The following is a 19,195-nucleotide window of genomic DNA, read 5'->3' on the forward strand; positions in this document are numbered from 1 at the left end:
TCGCCAGCGTTTTGGCTGGCGATCGCGACTCCATTCGCGTTCCGGGGCGGCTCAGGCGTTGGCGCCGGCCATGCAGGTTCCGGGTCTTGTGCTGGGCGGCGTCGGCGAGCGCATTCCGGCGATGGCGGCAAGGCGCGCCGCCATGGCGAAGCCGGAAGTTCGACAGCGCTTTCCTATCGAGGCGTCAGGATCTTCGTCAGGTAGTCCGGCGTGCCCTCGATGCGCTCCAGATGCGGATAGCGCAAGCCGTCGTGGTAGGCGACGTCGATGGTGCGGAAGCGGTCGAACTCCTTGACCAGCAGCCGGATCGGCGCCTTGCCGGCCTTCGCGGACCTGATCGCGTCCTCGAGCGCGTCCTTGCCGTATTCGAGGTCGTTGACCGCGACGATCGTCATCCCCGTGCCGACCCCGGCGTCGAACGCCGGGCTGTCCCAGCGTACCTCGGTGACGTTGCCGTTCTTGTCGACGTTCAAGCCGATTGAATAGACGAAGCTCGCCGCGCCCTTGTCGTCCTTCATCTGCGCCTTGGCCCAGACGCTGGGCTCATCCTTGTAGACCAGCTTCCAGCCGCTGGCCGCGAGGCCACCGGTCAGCGGGGCTTTTCCGTCGAGGCGGTCGCGCAGGAACGTCGCCCAGTCGTCGTGCGCCACGCCGTCGAGCGTCGCGACCACGTCGTCGAAGGTGTAGGTGGCCTGCCGCTTCCATTCGCCGTCCTGGACGCCGAAGAACGCGCGCGCGAAATCGTCCAGCGATTTCCTGCCGCCGCTGAGCTTGCGGATGCGCGCGTCGGCTTCGAGCCAGATCATCTGCCCGCCGGAATAGTAGTCCTCGCTCATCTGGTAGCCGCGATAGGGCTTGGGCCGACGGCGGGCGACGATCGGATCGTTGGTGGTGTCCTGCAGCGCGCGCCACTCCAGGCCCGGGCGGTTGTCGGCGTAGGTCGCCGCCACCATCGCCAGCGCGTCGCGCGAGGCCTGCATCGGCCGCAGCCCGGCGCGCGCGGTCAGCACGTTGCCCCAGTACTGGGTCTGCCCTTCGTACACCCACAGCAGGCTGCCCTGCATCGGCACGTTGTAGTTGGGCGTCCACAGGTCGGCGGGGCGGCGGAACTTGCCGTTCCACGAATGCGTGTACTCGTGCGCGAGCAGGTCATCGCTGCCGGCTTTCCGGTCCCAGCCTGTGAAGTAGTCGTTGCCGAGGCCGTTCTCGCTGGAGCGCTGGTGCTCCAGGCCGTTGCCGCTCATCTGCTTCGACAGCGAGAACAGGAAGTCGTAATGGTCGTAGTGCTGCGAGCCGTACAGCTTGAGCGCCTGCTCCACCAGCGCGCGATGCTGCTCGACGTGCTCGGGCTTGGCTTCGAGGTACTTCGCCGCGTCGGCCACCACGTTCAAGCGCACCGGCACCTTCGCGCCGGGGGCCAGGTCAAAGGTCTTGAAATAGCGGCCGGCGTACACCGGCGAATCGACCAGGATATCCAGCGGCACCGGCTGGTAGCGCACGGTTTCGCCCTCGCGGCCCGCGACGTCCAGCGCGCTGGCGGCCTGGAAACCCGCCGGGTACTTCACCGAGGCCGCGTACTGGATGCGACTGGCGTAGTACCCGGCCGGATACAGCACCACCGCGTTCCACTGCAGGTTGAGCATGTTCGGCGTCATCACCACCCGGCCCTGGTCGCGGCCGGTGGGGGTGAGGTACTGGTACTGCATCGACAGCGTCGTCACGCCCTGCGGCACGTCCAGGTGGAAGGCGAACACGTCGAGCGGATCGCGCTTCCAGTCCAGCCGCTGGCCGTTGGCGGTGATCTCCAGTCCGGCGATCTTGTCGATCGGGCCCGAGGCGGCGTGGTTGCCCGGCAGCCACGCCGGGAACAGCAGCGTCAGCGGGCCAGGTTGCACCGGCATCGTCTGCGTGACGCGGAAAATGCGCTGCGCGGTATCGGTGGCATCGACGTCGATCGCGATCGTGCCCGGATACGCGACGTCGGCCGGCGCCGGCACTTCGGCGCGCGCGGGCAGTGCCGCGAACGGCGACGACAGCGCAAGGGCGACGGCAAGCGACAGACTGGCAAGGCGCGAACGGGACATGCGTGGATTCCTGTGTGAGGCGCAACGATTTCACGGCCGCCGACGGCGGAATCTCCAATCCTCGCCGCTGGGCGCCATTCGTACCCCTGCCATTGGGCATGGTCGACCGGGCGTGGTGCGCGGTTCGACCCGCTGCCGCGTCGACGCTAGCGTTCGCGCTCCTTTGCCACGGCCTTTCCGATGGAAGCACCAGACCCCTCCGCCGCGGCGCGACCGGCCGCAGGCGCGGGCGCGAGGTCTGACGCCACGCGCCGCACCGAGCTGTTCATCGGCGCCTGCGTCGTGCTGATTTCACTGGTCTCGCTGTTCGTCGCGGTCAGCGCCAACCGCACCCAGGAGCGCCTGCTGGCGGCCAGCACCTGGCCCAACCTGCAGTCGAGCTCCAGCAACGCCGATCGCGACGGCACGCGCGCGATCTCGTTCAACCTGGTCAACAACGGCGTCGGTCCGGCGCGCATCCGCTCGTTCGAGCTGCGCTACCGGGACAGACGATGCGCGATTCGGGCGAACTGCTGCGCGCATGCTGCCTGCGCGACGCCTCGCTGCCGGCGCCGAAAACCACCGTCAGCGCGGTCCGGCGACGGGTGATGGCCCCGGGTGAGGAATTCGCGTTCCTGCGCGTTCCGCTGCAGGCATCCAGCGCACCCGCGTGGCAGGCGCTCAACCGCGAGGCGTTCAACGTGCAGCTGCGCGTGTGCTACTGCTCGGTGCTCGAGGACTGCTGGCTGCTCGACACCCGCAAGCCGGAGCCGGAGCCGGTGCAAGCCTGCCCCGCCACGCCCGAAGGCGGCGGCTGGGAAAGCTGACGGCCGGTTGGCACGCGCGCGCGACGCGACGCTCGACGCTCAGGCGCGCTGCAGCAGCCGCAGGCCGAACCAGTTTTGCGGGTCGTTCCAGGCCTCGACGACCTTCAGCCCGGCCTGCGCGGCGAGCGCCGCCAGTCCGGGATCCGTGTACTTCTGGCTGTATTCGACCTGCATCGCTTCGCCGGCGGTGAAATGGAACGTGCGTCCCTCGACGGTCACATCCTGCGCGCGACGGCTCACCAGGAAGGTCTCGATGCGACCGGCGTCCTCGACGTAGGTGGCGCGATGTTCGAAGCCGTCGAGGTCGAAATCGCTGCCGATGTCGCGGTTGAGCCGCGCCAGCAGGTTGAGGGTGAACCTGGCGGTGACGCCCTGGGCATCGTTGTAGGCGGGCTCGATGATGTCCGGCGATTTCTGCAGGTCGATGCCGAGCAGCGCGCCGCCGCGGTCACCCATGGTCTGATGCATCGCGCGCAGCAGCCGCACCGCTTCGGCGTCGGTGAAGTTGCCCAGGGTCGAGCCTGGGAAGAACACCAGCGCATGATCGGCCGGGCGCCGGGGCTGCGGCAGCGGTACCGGCTGGGTGAAATCCGCGCACACCGGCAGCACCTCGACGTCGCCGAACTCGCGGTCCAGGCGTTCGACGCTGGCCAGCAGTGCGCTGCGCGAGATCTCGATCGGGGTGTAGGCAACCGGATCCTCCAGCCCGTCGAGCAGCAGCCGCGTCTTGCGACCGCTGCCGCTGCCGTATTCGACGACGTGCGCGCGCGGACCCACGGCCGCGGCGATGCCGGCCATGCTCGCTTCCAGCAGCGCAAGCTCGATCCGGGTGAGGTAGTACTCGGGTTGCCGCGTGATCTCCTCGAACAGCTCGGAGCCGCGGCGATCGTAGAAATACTTCGACGGCAAGCGCTTGGGCACGCGCGCGAGACCCGCGAGCACGTCGCCGGTGATGTCGTCCGGGGTCGGCTGCAGGTCGGTCAGTTCGGGCAGTACGCTCATCCGGCATCCCTGGCCAGGCGCAGGCCGGAGAACTGCCAGCGCGCCGGCGGCGCGAAGAAATTGCGGTAGCTCGCGCGCACGTGGTCGCGCGGCGTGGCGCAGCTGCCGCCGCGCAGGATCCACTGTCCGCTCATGAACTTGCCGTTGTATTCTCCCAGCGAGCCCGGCAGCGGCCGGAAGCCCGGATAGGACGTGTAGGCCGACGAGGTCCACTCCCAGACATCACCGAACATCTGCTGCAGGCCGCTTCCCGGATCGCTCGCTGCCTGCGGATGCAGCGCGCCGCCCTCGACGAAATTGCCGTCGACGGCGATGTCTGCCGCGGCGAGTTCCCATTCACTCTCGGTGGGGAGCCGCGCCCCGGCCCAGCGCGCGAAGGCGTCCGCCTCGTACTGGCTGAGGTGGCAGGCCGGCGCGTGCGGATCGCGTTCGCGCCAGCCGGCAAGCGTGAACTCGCGCGCGCCGTCCTCGTGCCAGTACAGCGGCCGACGCCAGCCTTCGGCCTGCAGCAGGGTCCAGGCATCGCTCAGCCAGAGCTCGGCGTTCACGTAGCCGCCGTCGGCGACGAACTGCGCGTACTCGCCGTTGCTCACCGGCCTGCTCGCCAGCGCATGCGCGCCGACCAGCGCGCGGTGGCGCGGCGACTCGTTGTCGTAGGCAAAGGACGCCGCCTGTGGCCACGGCGCCGCGCCGAGCTCGACGATGGCTTCGTCGCGCGCGATCCAGCGCAGCGGCGTTGCCGGCCCCGTGCGATGCGGAAGGTCCCCGCGGTACGCCGGCGCCAGCGGATTGCACCACAGCGCGTGCTTGATGTCGGTCAGCAGCAGCTCCTGGTGCTGCTGCTCGTGGTGGGTGCCGAGCAGCAGCACGCGCGCGTCCTGCGCGTCGAGATCGCCCGCCTCGAAGCGCCGGGCCATCCGCGCGTCCACTTCCTCGCGGTATTCCAGCACCTCGACCAGCGACGGCCGCGACACCAGCCCGCGCCGCGGCCTCGCGTGCATCGGCCCGACGCTGTTGTAGTAGCTGTTGAACAGGTAATCCCACTGCGGATCGACCGGCGCGTAGTGCGGCTGCGCGCCGAGCACGAAGCGCTCGAAGAACCAAGTGGTGTGGGCCAGGTGCCATTTCGTCGGGCTGGCATCGGGCATGCTCTGGACCATCGCATCCTCCGCCGACAGCGGCGCCGCCAGCGCGATGCTGCGCGCGCGCACCGTGCGATAGCGCGCGGCGAGGGAAGAGGGATCGTCGATGGTGCCGCGGCCGGCGGCGACAGATGCGGGGGATGCGGACATGCGCCGGAGGATAGCGCGGCCGGCCCAACGCAAGGTGACGGATGCGCGGCCGCGCAGCGACGCTGCGCGCGTGTCGCCCGGCGCCGTGATCGCCTGCTTTACAGTGGCGCCATGGACCCGAACATGGCGATCGTCCGCGCGCCCGATGCCGACCTTGCCGCGGCCTCGGCGGCCTTCCTCCCGTTCGACGACACGCTGTACCTGGATTGCGCGGCGCGCGCGCCGCGCCTGCGCGCGGTGCAGGCCGCCGGGCATGCCGCGCTCGATGCCGACGCCGCGCCGTGGCGCGCCGCCGACGCGCCGGTGGAAGCGCAGCTGGAGTCGCTGCGCGCCAGTGTCGCGCGCCTGCTGGGCGACGGCGACGGCGACGGCGACGGCGATGGCATCGCGGCGTTGCCCTCGGCGGCGCAGGGGATCGCGACCGCCGCGCACAACCTCGAGCTCGCGGCCGGCGACGCGGTGCTGGTCCTGGAAGGCCAGTTCCCCTCGAACCTGCTGCCCTGGCAGCAGCGCTGCGTCGAGCGCGGCGCACGCCTGCTCGGCGTGCGCCGGGAGGAAGGACGCGACTGGACCACGGCAATCCTCGACGCCGTCGAGCGCGAGCCGCGCCTGCGCATCGTCGCGCTGCCGCGGGTGCGCTGGGACGACGGCGCGCTGCTCGACCTGGACCGCATTGCCCCGCGCGTGCACGCGGCCGGCGCTGCGCTGGTACTGGACCTCAGCCAGAGCCTCGGCGCGCTGCCGGCGGACATCGCGCGCTGGCGCCCCGATTTCGTGGTGTCAGTCGGCTACAAGTGGCTGCTGGGGCCGCGCGGGCTGGCCTGGCTCTGGGCGGCGCCGCAACGGCGCGAACGCGGCGTCGCGCTCGCGCCGCACTGGTCGGCGCGCGATGCGGGCACAGGCTGGCGCTTCCCGCTCGATGCCGCGCCGCCGTATCGCTCCGGCGCGCGGCGTTTCGACGCCGGCGGGCTGGATGATCCGGTGCGGCTGGCAATGGCCCGCGCCGGCCTCGACCAGGTTCACGCCTGGGGCGTGGCGCACATTGCCGCCGCGCTTGGCAAACGCCTGCAGGCGTTCGACGAGGCGCTCGACGCGCACGGCTTGTCGGCATGGAAAACGCCGGAGCACGCACCGCACATCACTGCGCTGCGGCCGCCCGCGGCCAGGCTCGACGCGGTGTTCGCCGCGTTCCGGCGCGAACGCATCGTCTGCACGCGTCGATATGGACTGCTGCGGATCGCCCCGCACCTGCATGTCGGGGCGGACGCGCTGCAGCACGTCGTCGGGGTGGCAGCGCACGCGGGCTGACGGACTGGCGGCCGGCAAGCGAATTGCCGCCGCGGCCGTGTTCCGCTGCCCTTCTTGCACGCGCCATTTCAGTGCCGGTTAATCTGACTAGGGACTTGTGACTGACGTCGCTCGAGAAAGAGCGAGCGCTTTGGCAGAGCCAGCGGCGGAAGCTCTCGTTGGCCAGGAATCGAGCGCCGGAGCCCGCGTCTGAAGCGGCCCCTGCGGAAAGCCCGATCCGTCACGCCCGCGCGGCGATGCGCAGCCCGCGCGGCGTCAGCGCGCGCTCGACGAGTTCGAAGCCGCCCTGCACCAGCAGCGCGAGCAGCGCCGCGGGGACCGCGCCTTCCAGGATCAGTCCGATGTCGTCGAGACGGATGCCGGCCAGGATCGGCTGGCCGTAGCCGCCGGCGCCGATCAGCGCGCCCAGGGTCGCGGTCCCGACGTTGATGACCGCCGCGATCTTGATCCCGGCCAGGATCGTGCGCAGCGCCAGCGGCAGTTCGATCCGCCACAGCCGGGTACGCGGCGGCAGGCCGATGGCCGCCGCGGTTTCGCGCAGTTCCCGCGGGATCCCGGTAAGCCCGGCGTGCGTGTTGCGCACGATCGGCAGCAGGCTGTAGAGGAACAGCGCGGCGATTGCCGGCTTCGCGCCGATGCCGAACAGCGGGATCATGAATACGAACACCGCCAGCGACGGGAGCGTCTGCAGTACGCCGGTCAACGACAGCACGCCTTGCCCCAGTCGCGGCCGGCGCGCGGCGAACACGCCCAGCGGCAGCGCGACCAGCAGGGCAAGCCCCAGCGAAATGCCGACCAGCACCAGGTGCTCGCGCGTGCGCTGCCAGATCCGTGCGGCGCGGCCGCGGGCTTCGGGCGCGGCGACCCCCAGCCACGCGGCGGCAACGTCGGCTTCCTTCGCGTGCTCGAGCTTCACCTGCGCGTTGAGGCGCTGCATCGTCGCGGCATCGATGCGTCCGGCCATGCCCTCCAGCGCGGATACCCATCCCGGCGCGCGCTGCGCGAGGTCGGCGCGATACAGGTACACCGCCGCGTAGGAAGCGAAGTAATGGCGGTCGTCGTCGAGCACCACGAGCTTGTAATAGGGAATCTCCGCGTCGGTGCTGTAGAGATCGGTGACGTCGATCGCGCCGTTGGCAAGCGCGCGGTAGGCGAGGTCGTGGTCGAGGCCGTCGGGCTTCTGTGGCAGTCGGTAGGCATCGCGCAGGCCCGGCCAGCCATCGGCGCGCTGCATGAACTCGTTGCTGAGACCGGGCTTGAGCGCGGGGTGCGCGCGCAGGTCGGATATGGTCGCGATCCCCAGGGCCTGCGCACGCTGCGCACGCATGCCCAGCGCGTAGGTGTTGTCGAAACCGATCGGTTGGGTCATCGCCAGGCCGCGCCTGGCAAGCGCCTTGCGCAGCGCGTCGAGGTCGGCGCCCGGCAGCCGCAACAGCTCTTCGGCGAGCGTCCCGGTGTATTCGGCATAGACATCGATCTGGCCGTTCTCGAGCGCGCGCCAGAGGATGCGGGTGCCGCCAAGCTGGCGCCTGTGCTCGACGGCCAGCCCCTGATGCCGCGCGAGACCGGCGCCGATCTCGCCGAGGATCACCGCCTCGGTGAAGTTCTTGGAACCGATGACGAGCGGGCGCTGGGCCTCGGCCGGCGATTGCGTGGCCGCCGTGGCCGCGATTGCACTCACCGCGATGGCTCCTGCCAGGCAGGCCGCCAGCGCCAGCCTTCGCCTTCGGCTGGACGACCGGCGCCTTGCGATCGTCATGCCCGCGATCGCGGCGGTCCAGCGCGTCCGCTGCGGTGGCGTGGAGGGTGGAAGCCCGACACGCCGCGCCCCCGCCTTCGCCGGGGTGGCGCGCAGCAGCGCGGCGCACAGGAATCGCAACGCGGCTCCCGGCAACGCCGGCAGCCCTGTCACGCGCGATCCCCGACGCTGCGCTGCGCGGTCATGAATTCGCGCACGAACGGAACAGCGGGCGCCTCCAGCAGGTCGCGCGCGCTGCCCTGCTGCAGCACGCGTCCGTCGCGCAGCAGCACCAGCGTGTCGCCGAGCCAGGCCGCCTCGGCCACGTCATGCGTCACCAGCACCACGGTCTTGTCGAGCGTGTCGAACAGCTCGCGCATCTGCGCCTGGAGTTCGTGGCGCACGATCGGGTCGAGCGCGCCCAGCGGTTCGTCCAGCAGCAGGACCCCGGGATCGAGCATCAGCGCGCGGATCAGCCCGACCCGCTGCCGCTGGCCGCCGGAGAGCTCCGCCGGGTAGCGCGACAGCGCGGCGAACGGCAGCCGGCACAGTTCCGCCAGCGCGTGCAGGCGCGCGTCGATGCGTTCACGCTCCCAGCCCAGCGTTCGCGCCAGCAGCGCCGCGTTGCCCGCTCCCGTGAGGTGCGGGAACAGCCCGCCCTCCTGGATCACGTAGCCGATGCGGCGACGTTGCTCGAGCAAGGTTTCGCGGCGCAGCGGCTCGCCGTCGAAACGTACCTCGCCGCTGTCCGGCCATTCCAGCCCGACCAGCATCCGCAGCACGCTCGACTTGCCGGCGCCGCTGGGCCCGATCAGCGCGGTGGTCCGGCCAGTCGCGATCGAGAGGTCCAGCGCGTCGAGTGCGACCGTGCGGCCGTAGCGTTTCGACACGTGGCGCAGCTCGAACATCGGACGAGGATATCGCAGGGTGGTGCGGCGCCCTGCCTTCGCACCGCTCCGGCGGGATCGGGATGCATGCCTGTGCCGACGGCGGCGCAGCGTTGGCCTAGCCCTGCCGCGTCCAGACCAGGCAGCGGTTGTTCGCCGGCATGGCCACGTCGGCGACAAGACGCAGCCCTGCCGCCCGAGCCAGCGCATCCAGCGCCTCGAAGTCGCGGACGCCCGAGCGCGGATCGCGTGCCTTCAGCCAGTCGTCGAAATCGCGATTGCTGTCGCTGGTGTGCGCGCCTGCGTACTTGAACGGGCCGTACACGACGACCGTTGCCGCATCCGCCAGCACGCCGGCCATGCCGGCGAAGAAGGCCTCCACCTCCCGCCAACCCATGATGTGCAGGGTATTGGCGCTGAAGACCGCATCGAATCGTGCGGCCGGCCACGGGCCGCGCGCGACGTCGAGCGGCAGCGGCGGCGGCGTGTTGGCCAGGCCGGCCTCGTCCAGCCACATCCGGATGCCCGGCAGGGACTCCGCGCGATCCGAGCACTGCCACTGCAGCCACGGCATCGCCGCGGCGAAATGCACCGCGTGCTGGCCGGTGCCGCTGCCTATTTCCAGCGCGTGTCGGCAATCGGCGAAACGCTCCCGCAGCAAGGCGAGGATCGGTTCGCGATTGCGCTCGCAGGCGGGGGCGACAGGTTTGTCGGTCATTCGGGGTCTCCGCTTGCACGCGGATCGCGAAGCGAACGGCGCAGGGTAGTGCATGGGCGCCTGGACAGGACGCTCCGCGGCCCGGCGCCGCAGCGCCCGGCGCGGCAGGCATGATGCAGCGATGCCCCGGACCACCGCCACGCACTCGCGCGTCCTCCCGATCGCGCCCGATCGCTGGCCGCGGCCGGCGACCGCGATCGCACTCGACGGTCTGCAGCTGGCCCCCAAGCCCGAACTCCACGTCACCCTGGTCGGCCGCGCGCTGGCCGCCGAACTGCATGCGACGTTCGGCGATCGCGCGGCAGCGCTCATCGACGCGGCGCGGCGCGCGCAGGACTGGCGATTCGAACGCACCGGCCATTGCCTGCTGCTGCGCAAGGCGTTCGTCGAGGACGGCCGCGCCGCGGTCGCGCATTCGCTGGTGGAGCTGGTCGAGCTGCCGGCGATGGCGCCGTTCCAGCGCGCGCTCGGACGGCGGCTCGGGCGCCAGCTGCCGGTGCCGCCGCCGCATGTGACGCTCTACACCAACGGCAACCCGAAGGGCATCGGAATCTCAGGCCCGGCGCGACTGCGCGCCTTCACGGTGCGCGTCGTGATGCCGCGCGAACTGGCCTGACGGCGCGTCCGGCCGGACTGCACCTGGCGCGGCCCCGAAGCGGCGCCGGTCTCACCAGCTGCGACGCACTTCCGGTCCACTGCCCGCACTTCACGGGGACGGCAGATGGCACAGGCGCTGGCACGACGGGTCGAGGACGAAGAGCGCGCGCTCGCGCTGGATGACAGCGGCCGGCGCACCGGCGATGGCGCCGCGCTGACCCGCGCGCTGTCACGGCGCTACGGCGACCGGATCACCGGCAGCTTCACCATTCCCGGGCGCGAGGGCGCCTACGCGCCGATTCCCGGCGACGTACCCGCGGCCCTGGCAGCGGCGCTGCGTGCCCGCGGCATCGAGCGGCTGTATTCGCACCAGGCCGACGCCTGGGACGCGGCGCAGCGCGGCGAACACGTGGCGATCGTGACGCCCACCGCCTCGGGCAAGTCGCTGTGCTACACGCTGCCGGTGGTCGCCGCGGCGATGACGTCGCAGGCCAAGGCGCTGTACCTGTTCCCGACCAAGGCGCTGGCCCAGGACCAGGTCGCCGAGCTGCTGGAGCTCAACAACGCCGGCGAGCTCGGGGTGAAGGCCTTCACCTTCGACGGCGACACCCCCGGCGACGCGCGCCAGGCGATCCGCCTGCACGGCGACATCGTGGTCAGCAACCCGGACATGCTGCACCAGGCGATCCTGCCGCACCACACCAAGTGGGCGCAGTTCTTCGAGAACCTGCGCTTTGTCGTCATCGACGAGGTGCATACCTATCGCGGCGTGTTCGGCAGCCACGTGGCCAACGTGCTGCGACGGTTGAAGCGGGTGTGCGCGTTCTACGGCGTCACCCCGCACTTCATCCTGTGCTCGGCGACGATCGGCAATCCGCGCGCGCACTGCGAGGCGCTGGTCGAGGCGCCGGTGCACGCGATCACCGAGTCCGGCGCGCCCACCGGCGACAAGCACGTGCTGCTGTGGAACCCTCCGGTGGTCAACAAGGACCTCGGCCTGCGCGCATCGGCGCGCTCGCAGTCCAACCGCATCGCCCGCATCGCGATCAAGTCGGGGCTCAAGACGCTGGTGTTTGCGCAGACGCGGCTGATGGTCGAGGTGCTGACCAAGTACCTCAAGGACGTGTTCGACCACGACCCGCGCAAGCCGCCGCGGATCCGCGCCTATCGCGGCGGCTACCTGCCCACCGAGCGCCGCGCCGCCGAGCGCGACATGCGGGCGGGCCGCATCGACGGGATCATCGCCACCTCGGCGCTGGAGCTGGGCGTCGACATCGGCAGCCTCGACGTGGTGGTGCTCAACGGTTATCCCGGCACCGTGGCGGCGACCTGGCAGCGCTTCGGCCGCGCCGGACGTCGGCAGCAGCCCAGCCTGGGCGTGCTGGTGGCCAACTCGCAGCCGCTGGACCAGTACGTGGTGCGGCATCCGGACTTCTTCGCCGACGCCACGCCCGAGCACGCGCGCATCGCGCCCGACCAGCCGCTGGTGCTGTTCGACCACATCCGCTGCGCGTCGTTCGAACTGCCGTTCGACGTGGGCGATGCGTTCGGACCGATCGATCCGGGGGTCTACCTCGAGGCGCTGGCGGAAACCGAAGTCGTGCACCGCGAGGGCACGCGCTGGGAATGGATCGCCGACAGCTACCCGGCGCAGGCGGTGTCGCTGCGCTCGGTGGCGGACGGCAACTTCGTGGTCGTCGATCGCACCGACGGCGCGCAGAAGATCATTGCCGAGGTTGACTACTCCGCCGCCGCGCTGACCCTGTATGAAGGCGCGATCCACATGGTGCAGTCCACGCCGTACCAGGTGGAGCGGCTGGACTGGGAGGGGCGCAAGGCGTTCGTCGTGCGCACGCACGTGGACTACTACACCGACAGCATCGACTTCACGAAATTGAAGGTGCTCGACCACTTCGACGGCTGCCAGGCCGGGCGCGGCGATGCCCACCACGGCGAGGTCCACGTGGTGCGTCGCGTAGCCGGCTACAAGAAGATCCGCTACTACACCCACGAGAACATCGGCTACGGCCCGGTCAACCTGCCCGACCAGGAGCTGCATACCACCGCGGCGTGGTGGCAGCTGCCGCAGGCGGTGCTGCTGCGCGCGTTCGCGTCGAAGCAGGACGCGCTCGACGGTTTCCTCGGCGCCGCGCACGCGCTGCACGTGGTGGCGACGGTGGCAGTGATGGCCGACGCACGCGACCTGCAGAAGTCGGTGGGCAACGGCGACGGCGCGTGGTTCGCCACCCAGGACGGCAGCGGCCACGGACGCGCGCAGGATGCGGACGGCAAGGCCGTGGCGATCGGCGCCGGCGCGCCTGGCGATGGCGTGCTGATCGAGTCCGCGCAGTTCGTGCCCACGGTATACCTGTACGACAACTTCCCCGGCGGCGTGGGCCTGAGCGAACCGCTTTGGCAGCGCCAGGCCGAACTCGTGCAGCGCGCACGCGAGCTGGTTGAACGCTGCGACTGCCGCGCCGGCTGCCCGGCCTGCGTCGGGCCGGTGCTGGCGATCGACGAGGCGAAGGCGCTGGCCACGCCGAAGCAGCTGGCGCTGCAGGTGCTGGCGCTGCTGGCCGAGTCGACAACGTGAGGGCCGCACGCCTTTGCAGGAGCGGCTCCAGCCGCGGGCTTTCGAGCTCCCTCCCCTGCGAAGGCAGGAGAGGGCTGGCGAAGGGTGTCTTTCGGATCAACGCGAGCCGCGACCACCCCCTCCCGCCCCCCCCCTGCCGTCACAGGGGGAAGGGCCAAGTCCAAAGCTCGCGGCTTGAGCCGCTCCTGCACGGGCGCTGGCGATGACGGTATCGCTGCAAAAGCTGCGCGCGCTGCGCCGACAGGTGGGAAGCACGTCGGTTCCGCCGGAGAAGGCAGGCGGAAATGACGAGGCCGTGCCTCGTCCGGCGCAAGCTTCCGCCATCGCTCCGCGCGCAGGCGAAGCCGCGTCCCCGCTGCGCCCCGCAGGCGCTGCGGGGTCTTCCCGGCTTCCCGCCGTCGCGCCCGCACTGGTCGCTTGCGCCAACACGCCGGCTTCGAATCACCCGCCAATGGTTGATAGGCAGTCGATCCGGCCCGCCTCCCCTAGGGAAGGAACGGGCACCGCCGCGCACTCCATCGATTCGCTGCGCCGCCTGCTCGGCGTGCGCGCCCGCACCGTGGTGCCGCTGCCGACGCGCGGACCGGTTGACCGGTCCTTGCCCGGCACCGAGATCGCGCCGGGCCTGCGCCTGGTCGAGGCGCACCTGCCCATGGCGCTGCCGACCGAAGCGCTGTCGCTGGCGTTCGCCGCACGGGTCGCACCAAAGCGCAGCCGCTCGCCCGCCGTCGGCGTCGCGACGCCCCACGCCGCCGACCCCCACGACCTGCTGTTCTTCGATACCGAAACCACCGGCCTTGCCGGCGGCACCGGCACCCGGGCCTTCATGATCGGCGCGGCGGATTTCCACCAGCACCCCGAACACGGGGCAGGACTGCGCGTGCGCCAGCTGCTGATCGCGGCCATGGCCGCGGAAGCCGACATGCTGCACGCCTTCGCCGGCTGGCTGTCGCCGCGCACGGTGCTGGCCAGCTACAACGGTCGCTGCTACGACGCGCCGCTGCTCAAGACGCGCTACCGGCTGGCGCGGCTGGCCGATCCGCTGCACGGGCTGGCGCACGTCGACCTGCTGTTCCCGTCCCGCCGGCGCTGGCGTGGACGCTGGGAAAACTGCCGGCTGGCGACGATCGAACGCGAGGCGCTGGGCGTCCTGCGCGAGGACGACCTGCCCGGTTCGCAGGCACCGGCGGCCTGGCTGCAGTACCTGCGCGGCGGCTCGTCGTCGCTGCTCAGGCGGGTCGGCGCGCACAACCACCAGGACGTGGTGTCCCTGGCACTGCTGATGATGAAGCTGGTGGCGCTGCACGCCGAAGAGGCAATGGGCGCGGGTTAACGTTTTGCACACGGCGGCGGCGGCACGCTCGCGGTTCCCGATACGGAGCACGCCGATGGCCAGTTTCTCCCGCCTGTCCTTCCCCGTTGCGCTCGCGACGATCCTGGCGGCGGCGCTGTGCGCCTGCGCTTCGACCCGGGACGACGACGCGTCTTCCGCGCCGCCGGCAGCGGCGGCCGGCACGACGACCAGCGAGGCGCCCACCGCCACTCCCCCCGGCGACGCCTCGGCGCAGTGCAACGCCGCCGCCGCGAAAGCCTTCATCGGCCGCGAGGCCACCGAGGCCACCGTGGCCGAGGCGCAGACCGCAGCCGGGGCGACCGGTGCGGTGCGCGTGATCAAGCCGGGACAGCCGGTGACGATGGATTTCCGTGGCGACCGCCTCAACGTCGAGGTCGACGAACGCAACGGCATCGTGCGCCTGACCTGCGGGTGATCGACAGGCCCATCGGCGCCGTGCGCTTGCCGCCGGCGCCCTGACTTCACCGCCCCCGGAACGACCCCCGATGCGACGCCACGCCTGGCTCCTGATCGGCATGCTGCTGCTCGGCCTGTGGGCGTGGGCGCAGCGCGACACGCATGCGCCCGCCGTCGACGCACCCGCGCACCCGGCTGCCGGGGCGCACGACCCGCTGCCGCCGGGCGCCACCTCGACGCGTGCACAGCCCACCTCGTCCGCGCACGCCGGTTACCCCGACTGGCTCCCCGTCGAAGCGCTGGACACGCTGGCGCTGATTGAACGGGGGGGCCCGTATCCGCACCGCCAGGACGGGGCCGGATTCCAGAACCGCGAGCGCCGGCTGCCGTCGCAGCCGCGCGGCTATTACCGCGAGTTCACCGTGCGCACGCCCGGCTCGCGCGACCGCGGCGCGCGCCGCATCGTCAGCGGCGGGGGCATGTCCGATGGGAGCCGGCCGGTGGAGTTCTTCTACACCGCCGACCACTACCGCACGTTCCGCCGCTTCGTACCCGCGGAGCCGCGCCGGTGAGCGCCCTGGAGCTGCGCGCGCTGCTGGCCGACGCGGACCAGAACGGCGCCTACTTCGTTGACGTGCGCGACCGCGAGGGATTGGAGGACGCCGCGCGCGAACTGCGGTTTGCGCTGGCGCCGATCGACTTCGCCGGCTGCAACGGCAAAGCCGAGGTGCTCGACCGCTTCGCCGCGGCGCTGCGTTTCCCGGCCTGGTTCGGCGGCAACTGGGACGCACTGGCCGACTGCCTGGGCGACCTGTCGTGGTGGCCCGCCGATGGCTACCTGCTGCTGCTCGACCACGTCGGCGCGTGGCGCGCCGCGGAGCCCGACGAGTTCGCCACCCTGCTCGAGGTCCTGAACGAAGCCGCCGCGCTGTGGTCGGCGCAGCGGCAGCCATTCTGGGCGCTGGTGCCGCTGTCGGCACCGGCGCTCGACGACGTGCTCGAGCCCGATTGACCCCTCCGACACGCGCGTCGATCGCGCATGAATCCGCCCGCAACGCGCGTCGCGGGCAGACACCACCCCACGATTTCCTTCGCGAAAACTAACGGCATGGCCACATGTCGCTGCGCAGACTGCGGGCGCGTCCCACCACGTCGAGGAACCCCCCATGAAGCACGCGCTTCTTCCCATTGCCGCAGCGACGGCCATTCTGCTCCTGTCCGCCTGCGGGCGGGACGACGACAGCGTGATGTCGCCCCAGCCCGCGCCGCCGGTGGACCAGACCGCGCCGGCCACCGATGTGCCGCCGCCGGAACCGATTCCCGCACCGCCCATGGACGACACGATGACCCCGCCGCCGGCGGACGACTCGCTGCCGACGGACACCACGATGCCGCCGCCGGTCGATACCCCGGCCGATCCCGCGAACCCGGACGCCGCCGCCGGTTCCACGGCGCCGCCCGAGGGCTGACCCAAGCTTTTCTCTCTCTCCAAGGTCTGCCCCTTGCCCACCTTCCCCGGAAGGTGGGTTTTTCTTGCCGGTCTCAGCGCTTGCGGCCGCGGCGCGCGCGTCGCAGGAAGCGCAGCGTCGCCTGTTCCCACTGACGCGCGCCGCGCGCCCCGGCAGCCGCCGCCACCAGGCGGCCATCGCGCCAGCCCTCGGGCACGGCCGGATCCACGTACGCCTTGCGGCACACCGCCGGGGTATTGCCCAGGATCTGCGCAACCTGGGCGATCACCTGCTTCTCCGCCTCGGCGAGGCTGCGCTCGGACGGGGCACCGCCGTGCGCGGCTTCGGGCAGCGGCGTCTGCGCGAACAGCCGGAACGCATGGAACGTCCCGCCCCAGGTCCGGAAATCCTTGGCGTTGAAGCCATCGCCGATCACGTCGTGCAGGTAGGCGTTGACCGCGCCCGAATCCACCGGCTGCACCGTGCCGTCGTCGTCGCGGTACTGGAACAGCGCCTGCCCCGGCAATTCCTGGCAGGCGCGCACCAGCTTGACCAGCCGCGCGTCGTCGATCGCGATGTCATGGGCGAGCCCGCCCTTGCCGCGGAACGACAGCCGCGCGCGCCCGCCGCGCACGAACGCGACGTGGCGGTTGCGCAGCGTGGTCAGGCCGTAGGAATGGTTGTCGCGCGCATATTCGTCATTGCCCACCCGCACCAGGGTGTCGGCCATGATCGAGACCACGATCGCCAGCACCTTGTTGCGGGGAAAGCCGCGCGGCCTGAGGTCGGCGCGCAGGCGCCGACGCAGTTTCGGCAGCGCATGGCCGAACGCGACGATGCGATCGAACTTCCCGGCGTTGCGCGCCTGCTGCCAGTCAGCGTGGTAGCGGTACTGCTTGCGCCCGCGGGCGTCACGGCCGGTGGCCTGCAGGTGGCCGTTGCCGCGGGTGCAGATCCAGACAGCGGTCCAGGCCGGCGGGATGGCGAGGGCGCGGATGCGCTGCAGGGTGGCCGCGTCGCGGACCACCCGGCCGCGTGCCGAGCCGCTGTCCGGCAGGCGATAGCAGAAGCCCTTGCCGGCGCGCTGCCGGCGAATGCCCGGCTCCGAGTCGCAAATCCAGACCAGTCCCGCTTCCGCCGCGGCCCGGTCGGAATCGCCGGCGTCGACGGGTCCGGGGGGGGCATGCGGGGCGGGAGGAGACATGCGCCGAGTCTCCAAGGCGCGTCGTCAATGCGGCGCAAAGGCGCCGACGCGGGGGTTCAGTCGCCGCGCTTGCCGCTGAAGTCCAGGGGCTGCTCGGACTCGCTGTCCTCGCTGCTCCACGTCGCTTCGCGTACCCGCTCGCAATCTGTCGACACCGGTTCGCCGGGCTGGCTGGGGGCGCTGGCGCACAACGGATTGGCATCGACCGCCGCATTGCTGTCGCGGTAGTCGACGCCGCTGCAGGCGGCCGCGTGCAGGACGATGGCCAGCACGAGGGCGGCGCGCGTGACGGAGGAGGAAGGAAGCGAAACGCGCATGGCGGGATCCCGTTCGTTCGTGGTCGTGCCGGGATTGTGCCGCATGGTTGCCGCGCCGGCAGCCTGCCAGGACGCACTTGCCGGGCGGCTTGCCACGCGTTGCGAGAGCCAAGGGTCAGGCGCATCCCCCCGGGCTCAGGCTCGCCGGGCGGCTTGCCTGGGATGTTTCGATTCGAACCCGCATCGCGCCGCTGGCAAGCGGCGGTCGTCAGGGATTCCTAGCGCCCGGTCTTGTCGAGGAAGCGCAGGAATTCGGCGCGGGTGCGGGCGTCCTCGCGGAAGCCGCCCAGCATCTTCGAGGTCACCATGCTTACGCCGCGCTTGTGGATCCCGCGCGTGGTCATGCACTCGTGGCTGGCTTCGACCACCACACCCACGCCGCGGGGGGCCAGCACGTGCTGGATGCTCTGCGCGATCTGCGCGGTCATCTTTTCCTGCACCTGGAAGCGGCGCGCGTACGCTTCAACCACGCGCGCGAGCTTGCTGATGCCGACCACCTTGCCGTCGGGCAGGTAGCCCACGTGCACCCGGCCGATGATCGGCGCCATGTGGTGTTCGCAGTGGCTCTCGAACTCGATGTCGCGCAGCACGATCATCTCGTCGTAGCCGGCCACTTCCTCGAACGTGCGCTCCAGGTATTCGCGCGGGTCGTCGGCATAGCCGCTGAACCAGTCGCCGTAGGCGTCGACGACCCGCTTGGGCGTGTCGACCAGACCCTCGCGCGCCGGATCATCGCCGGCCCAGCGCAGCAGCGTGCGGACCGCATCCTCGGCCTGCTGGCGGCCGACGCCGTTGCGTTGTTCGTCGAGGTCGGCCATTGCGCTGCTCCTGTCGGGGAGGCGCATGTTACCGCGCGCTGCCTTGTGCCGGCCGAATGGCGGTCGCCTCATCCACGTCGACTGGATGGCAAAATCCTGCATCCGCGCCATGGCGGGAGCGACCCAGGCGCGAGCTTCGAAGCTTCGATCCGCGCGGACGGTGCGCGGCGGGGGCCGCCGCGGCAGGAAGATCGCGTCGCCGCAAACGCCCGCGACTCGCAGGCGCTCAATGACCCCGGTGCGCGGCGGGGTCCGCTTCGTCGTATTGGCGCCAGGCATCCTCCACTGCGCCGCGCGCTTCGGTCCACTGCAGACGCGAATCGGCCTTGCGGCGCAGCCAGTCGCGTGCCAGCTGGTGTTCGATTTCCTCGAAGCGTTCGTCCGGATGCTCGTCGCGGGCGCTATGGCCGTAGCGGTATGCCGGTGCGTAGTCGCACCAGTCGCGGCCGGTCGAGTAGTAGGGCGCATCGCGATAGACCGCGCGATAGTGGTCCTCGTCGTAGCGCTTCGAAGGCGGCTTGGGATGGGAGGAATGACGTTGCATGGGGCGCCATTGAAGAAGTCGCAAATGGGGGGAATCGGCGGCCTGATCGACCGTCTCGTAGGTTCACGCGCAGGCTATCGATCGCGCGG

General features: G+C 71.1%; 20 protein-coding genes. 9 read left to right on the forward strand and 11 right to left on the reverse strand.

The genetic code is table 11. The features are described from left to right. Positions 1–173 precede the first annotated feature (173 nt). Positions 174–2,084: a M61 family metallopeptidase gene (locus ACFOM9_RS10310; protein WP_386709926.1), complete on the reverse strand. Its 1,911-nt coding sequence runs from the start codon at positions 2,082–2,084 to the stop codon at positions 174–176. A 146-nt stretch (positions 2,085–2,230) separates the two neighbouring features. Further along, on the reverse strand, positions 2,231–2,542 hold the full coding sequence (locus ACFOM9_RS10315; protein ID WP_386709928.1) for a hypothetical protein: 312 nt from the start codon (positions 2,540–2,542) through the stop codon (positions 2,231–2,233). A gap of 33 nt (positions 2,543–2,575) precedes the next feature. Between ACFOM9_RS10315 and ACFOM9_RS10320 the strand changes: the two genes are divergently transcribed. Then, the gene (locus ACFOM9_RS10320) at positions 2,576–2,890 is read left to right on the forward strand and encodes a hypothetical protein (RefSeq protein ID WP_386709931.1); all 315 of its coding nucleotides are present in this window, start codon (positions 2,576–2,578) and stop codon (positions 2,888–2,890) included. A gap of 39 nt (positions 2,891–2,929) precedes the next feature. On the opposite strand, the gene egtD is transcribed toward ACFOM9_RS10320, so the two are convergent. After that, positions 2,930–3,892 (reverse strand): L-histidine N(alpha)-methyltransferase, encoded by a 963-nt coding sequence (gene egtD, locus ACFOM9_RS10325; protein WP_386709934.1) that lies wholly within the window; start codon positions 3,890–3,892, stop codon positions 2,930–2,932. Then, on the reverse strand, positions 3,889–5,184 hold the full coding sequence (gene egtB / locus ACFOM9_RS10330; protein ID WP_386709937.1) for an ergothioneine biosynthesis protein EgtB: 1,296 nt from the start codon (positions 5,182–5,184) through the stop codon (positions 3,889–3,891). The genes egtD and egtB overlap by 4 nt, the downstream gene beginning before the upstream one ends. A gap of 111 nt (positions 5,185–5,295) precedes the next feature. Between egtB and ACFOM9_RS10335 the strand changes: the two genes are divergently transcribed. Further along, the gene (locus tag ACFOM9_RS10335) at positions 5,296–6,492 is read left to right on the forward strand and encodes an aminotransferase class V-fold PLP-dependent enzyme (RefSeq protein ID WP_386709939.1); all 1,197 of its coding nucleotides are present in this window, start codon (positions 5,296–5,298) and stop codon (positions 6,490–6,492) included. A 220-nt stretch (positions 6,493–6,712) separates the two neighbouring features. On the opposite strand, the gene ACFOM9_RS10340 is transcribed toward ACFOM9_RS10335, so the two are convergent. From ACFOM9_RS10340 to ACFOM9_RS10350, 3 genes are all read right to left on the reverse strand, one after another. Beyond that, positions 6,713–8,173 carry an ABC transporter permease/substrate-binding protein gene (locus ACFOM9_RS10340; RefSeq protein ID WP_386709942.1) on the reverse strand — a complete coding sequence of 487 codons (1,461 nt, stop codon included), beginning with the start codon at positions 8,171–8,173 and terminating at the stop codon, positions 6,713–6,715. Positions 8,174–8,400: 227 nt separating this feature from the next. Beyond that, positions 8,401–9,138, reverse strand: a complete 738-nt coding sequence (locus tag ACFOM9_RS10345; RefSeq protein WP_386709945.1) for an ATP-binding cassette domain-containing protein — start codon at positions 9,136–9,138, stop codon at positions 8,401–8,403. A gap of 97 nt (positions 9,139–9,235) precedes the next feature. Then, the gene (locus ACFOM9_RS10350) at positions 9,236–9,835 is read right to left on the reverse strand and encodes a DUF938 domain-containing protein (RefSeq protein WP_386709948.1); all 600 of its coding nucleotides are present in this window, start codon (positions 9,833–9,835) and stop codon (positions 9,236–9,238) included. Between the two features lie 121 nt (positions 9,836–9,956). Here ACFOM9_RS10350 and ACFOM9_RS10355 point away from each other — a divergent pair, with 121 nt between their 5' ends. From ACFOM9_RS10355 to ACFOM9_RS10385, 7 genes are all read left to right on the forward strand, one after another. Then, on the forward strand, positions 9,957–10,451 hold the full coding sequence (locus ACFOM9_RS10355; RefSeq protein ID WP_386709951.1) for a hypothetical protein: 495 nt from the start codon (positions 9,957–9,959) through the stop codon (positions 10,449–10,451). 105 nt (positions 10,452–10,556) lie between these two features. Next, a complete protein-coding gene (locus tag ACFOM9_RS10360) occupies positions 10,557–13,025 on the forward strand; it encodes a DEAD/DEAH box helicase (protein WP_386709954.1) in 2,469 nt (822 codons plus the stop codon). A gap of 451 nt (positions 13,026–13,476) precedes the next feature. Beyond that, entirely contained in the window at positions 13,477–14,358 is an 882-nt protein-coding gene (locus ACFOM9_RS10365) for a ribonuclease H-like domain-containing protein (protein ID WP_386709957.1), read from the forward strand. A 55-nt stretch (positions 14,359–14,413) separates the two neighbouring features. Next, complete coding sequence (locus tag ACFOM9_RS10370; protein WP_386709960.1) at positions 14,414–14,794, forward strand: I78 family peptidase inhibitor; 381 nt, start codon at positions 14,414–14,416, stop codon at positions 14,792–14,794. A 70-nt stretch (positions 14,795–14,864) separates the two neighbouring features. Beyond that, positions 14,865–15,347, forward strand: a complete 483-nt coding sequence (locus ACFOM9_RS10375; protein ID WP_386709963.1) for a ribonuclease domain-containing protein — start codon at positions 14,865–14,867, stop codon at positions 15,345–15,347. Beyond that, on the forward strand, positions 15,344–15,787 hold the full coding sequence (locus ACFOM9_RS10380; protein ID WP_386709966.1) for a barstar family protein: 444 nt from the start codon (positions 15,344–15,346) through the stop codon (positions 15,785–15,787). Before ACFOM9_RS10375 ends, ACFOM9_RS10380 begins: the two co-directional genes overlap by 4 nt. Before the next feature lie 154 nt (positions 15,788–15,941). After that, entirely contained in the window at positions 15,942–16,244 is a 303-nt protein-coding gene (locus ACFOM9_RS10385) for a hypothetical protein (RefSeq protein ID WP_386709969.1), read from the forward strand. A gap of 73 nt (positions 16,245–16,317) precedes the next feature. On the opposite strand, the gene ACFOM9_RS10390 is transcribed toward ACFOM9_RS10385, so the two are convergent. From ACFOM9_RS10390 to ACFOM9_RS10405, 4 genes are all read right to left on the reverse strand, one after another. Beyond that, positions 16,318–17,427, reverse strand: coding sequence for a DNA topoisomerase IB (locus ACFOM9_RS10390; RefSeq protein WP_386709972.1), 1,110 nt, complete (start codon positions 17,425–17,427; stop codon positions 16,318–16,320). Between the two features lie 56 nt (positions 17,428–17,483). Beyond that, a complete protein-coding gene (locus ACFOM9_RS10395; RefSeq protein WP_386709975.1) occupies positions 17,484–17,744 on the reverse strand; it encodes a hypothetical protein in 261 nt (86 codons plus the stop codon). Positions 17,745–17,962: 218 nt separating this feature from the next. After that, the gene (gene folE, locus ACFOM9_RS10400; RefSeq protein ID WP_386709978.1) at positions 17,963–18,562 is read right to left on the reverse strand and encodes a GTP cyclohydrolase I FolE; all 600 of its coding nucleotides are present in this window, start codon (positions 18,560–18,562) and stop codon (positions 17,963–17,965) included. Positions 18,563–18,788: 226 nt separating this feature from the next. Continuing rightward, positions 18,789–19,106: a hypothetical protein gene (locus ACFOM9_RS10405; RefSeq protein WP_386709981.1), complete on the reverse strand. Its 318-nt coding sequence runs from the start codon at positions 19,104–19,106 to the stop codon at positions 18,789–18,791. Positions 19,107–19,195: the final 89 nt, after the last annotated feature.

Origin of the sequence: Luteimonas notoginsengisoli (assembly GCF_042648885.1) — a bacterium.
GTDB classification, from domain to species: Bacteria; Pseudomonadota; Gammaproteobacteria; order Xanthomonadales; family Xanthomonadaceae; genus Luteimonas; species Luteimonas notoginsengisoli.

Excerpts from the sequence above, each read along its gene's own strand:
- folE (WP_386709978.1), bottom strand. The coding sequence starts at position 18,562 with ATGGCCGACCTCGACGAACAACGCAACGGCGTCGGCCGCCAGCAGGCC.
- ACFOM9_RS10375 (WP_386709963.1), top strand. The coding sequence starts at position 14,865 with ATGCGACGCCACGCCTGGCTCCTGATCGGCATGCTGCTGCTCGGCCTG.
- ACFOM9_RS10345 (WP_386709945.1), bottom strand. The coding sequence starts at position 9,138 with ATGTTCGAGCTGCGCCACGTGTCGAAACGCTACGGCCGCACGGTCGCA.
- ACFOM9_RS10310 (WP_386709926.1), bottom strand. The coding sequence starts at position 2,084 with ATGTCCCGTTCGCGCCTTGCCAGTCTGTCGCTTGCCGTCGCCCTTGCG.
- ACFOM9_RS10370 (WP_386709960.1), top strand. The coding sequence starts at position 14,414 with ATGGCCAGTTTCTCCCGCCTGTCCTTCCCCGTTGCGCTCGCGACGATC.
- ACFOM9_RS10365 (WP_386709957.1), top strand. The coding sequence starts at position 13,477 with ATGGTTGATAGGCAGTCGATCCGGCCCGCCTCCCCTAGGGAAGGAACG.
- egtB (WP_386709937.1), bottom strand. The coding sequence starts at position 5,184 with ATGTCCGCATCCCCCGCATCTGTCGCCGCCGGCCGCGGCACCATCGAC.
- ACFOM9_RS10405 (WP_386709981.1), bottom strand. The coding sequence starts at position 19,106 with ATGCAACGTCATTCCTCCCATCCCAAGCCGCCTTCGAAGCGCTACGAC.
- ACFOM9_RS10390 (WP_386709972.1), bottom strand. The coding sequence starts at position 17,427 with ATGTCTCCTCCCGCCCCGCATGCCCCCCCCGGACCCGTCGACGCCGGC.
- ACFOM9_RS10395 (WP_386709975.1), bottom strand. The coding sequence starts at position 17,744 with ATGCGCGTTTCGCTTCCTTCCTCCTCCGTCACGCGCGCCGCCCTCGTG.
- egtD (WP_386709934.1), bottom strand. The coding sequence starts at position 3,892 with ATGAGCGTACTGCCCGAACTGACCGACCTGCAGCCGACCCCGGACGAC.
- ACFOM9_RS10320 (WP_386709931.1), top strand. The coding sequence starts at position 2,576 with ATGCGCGATTCGGGCGAACTGCTGCGCGCATGCTGCCTGCGCGACGCC.
- ACFOM9_RS10335 (WP_386709939.1), top strand. The coding sequence starts at position 5,296 with ATGGACCCGAACATGGCGATCGTCCGCGCGCCCGATGCCGACCTTGCC.
- ACFOM9_RS10360 (WP_386709954.1), top strand. The coding sequence starts at position 10,557 with ATGGCACAGGCGCTGGCACGACGGGTCGAGGACGAAGAGCGCGCGCTC.
- ACFOM9_RS10385 (WP_386709969.1), top strand. The coding sequence starts at position 15,942 with ATGAAGCACGCGCTTCTTCCCATTGCCGCAGCGACGGCCATTCTGCTC.
- ACFOM9_RS10350 (WP_386709948.1), bottom strand. The coding sequence starts at position 9,835 with ATGACCGACAAACCTGTCGCCCCCGCCTGCGAGCGCAATCGCGAACCG.
- ACFOM9_RS10315 (WP_386709928.1), bottom strand. The coding sequence starts at position 2,542 with ATGCGCGCCGGACCGACGCCGTTGTTGACCAGGTTGAACGAGATCGCG.
- ACFOM9_RS10355 (WP_386709951.1), top strand. The coding sequence starts at position 9,957 with ATGCCCCGGACCACCGCCACGCACTCGCGCGTCCTCCCGATCGCGCCC.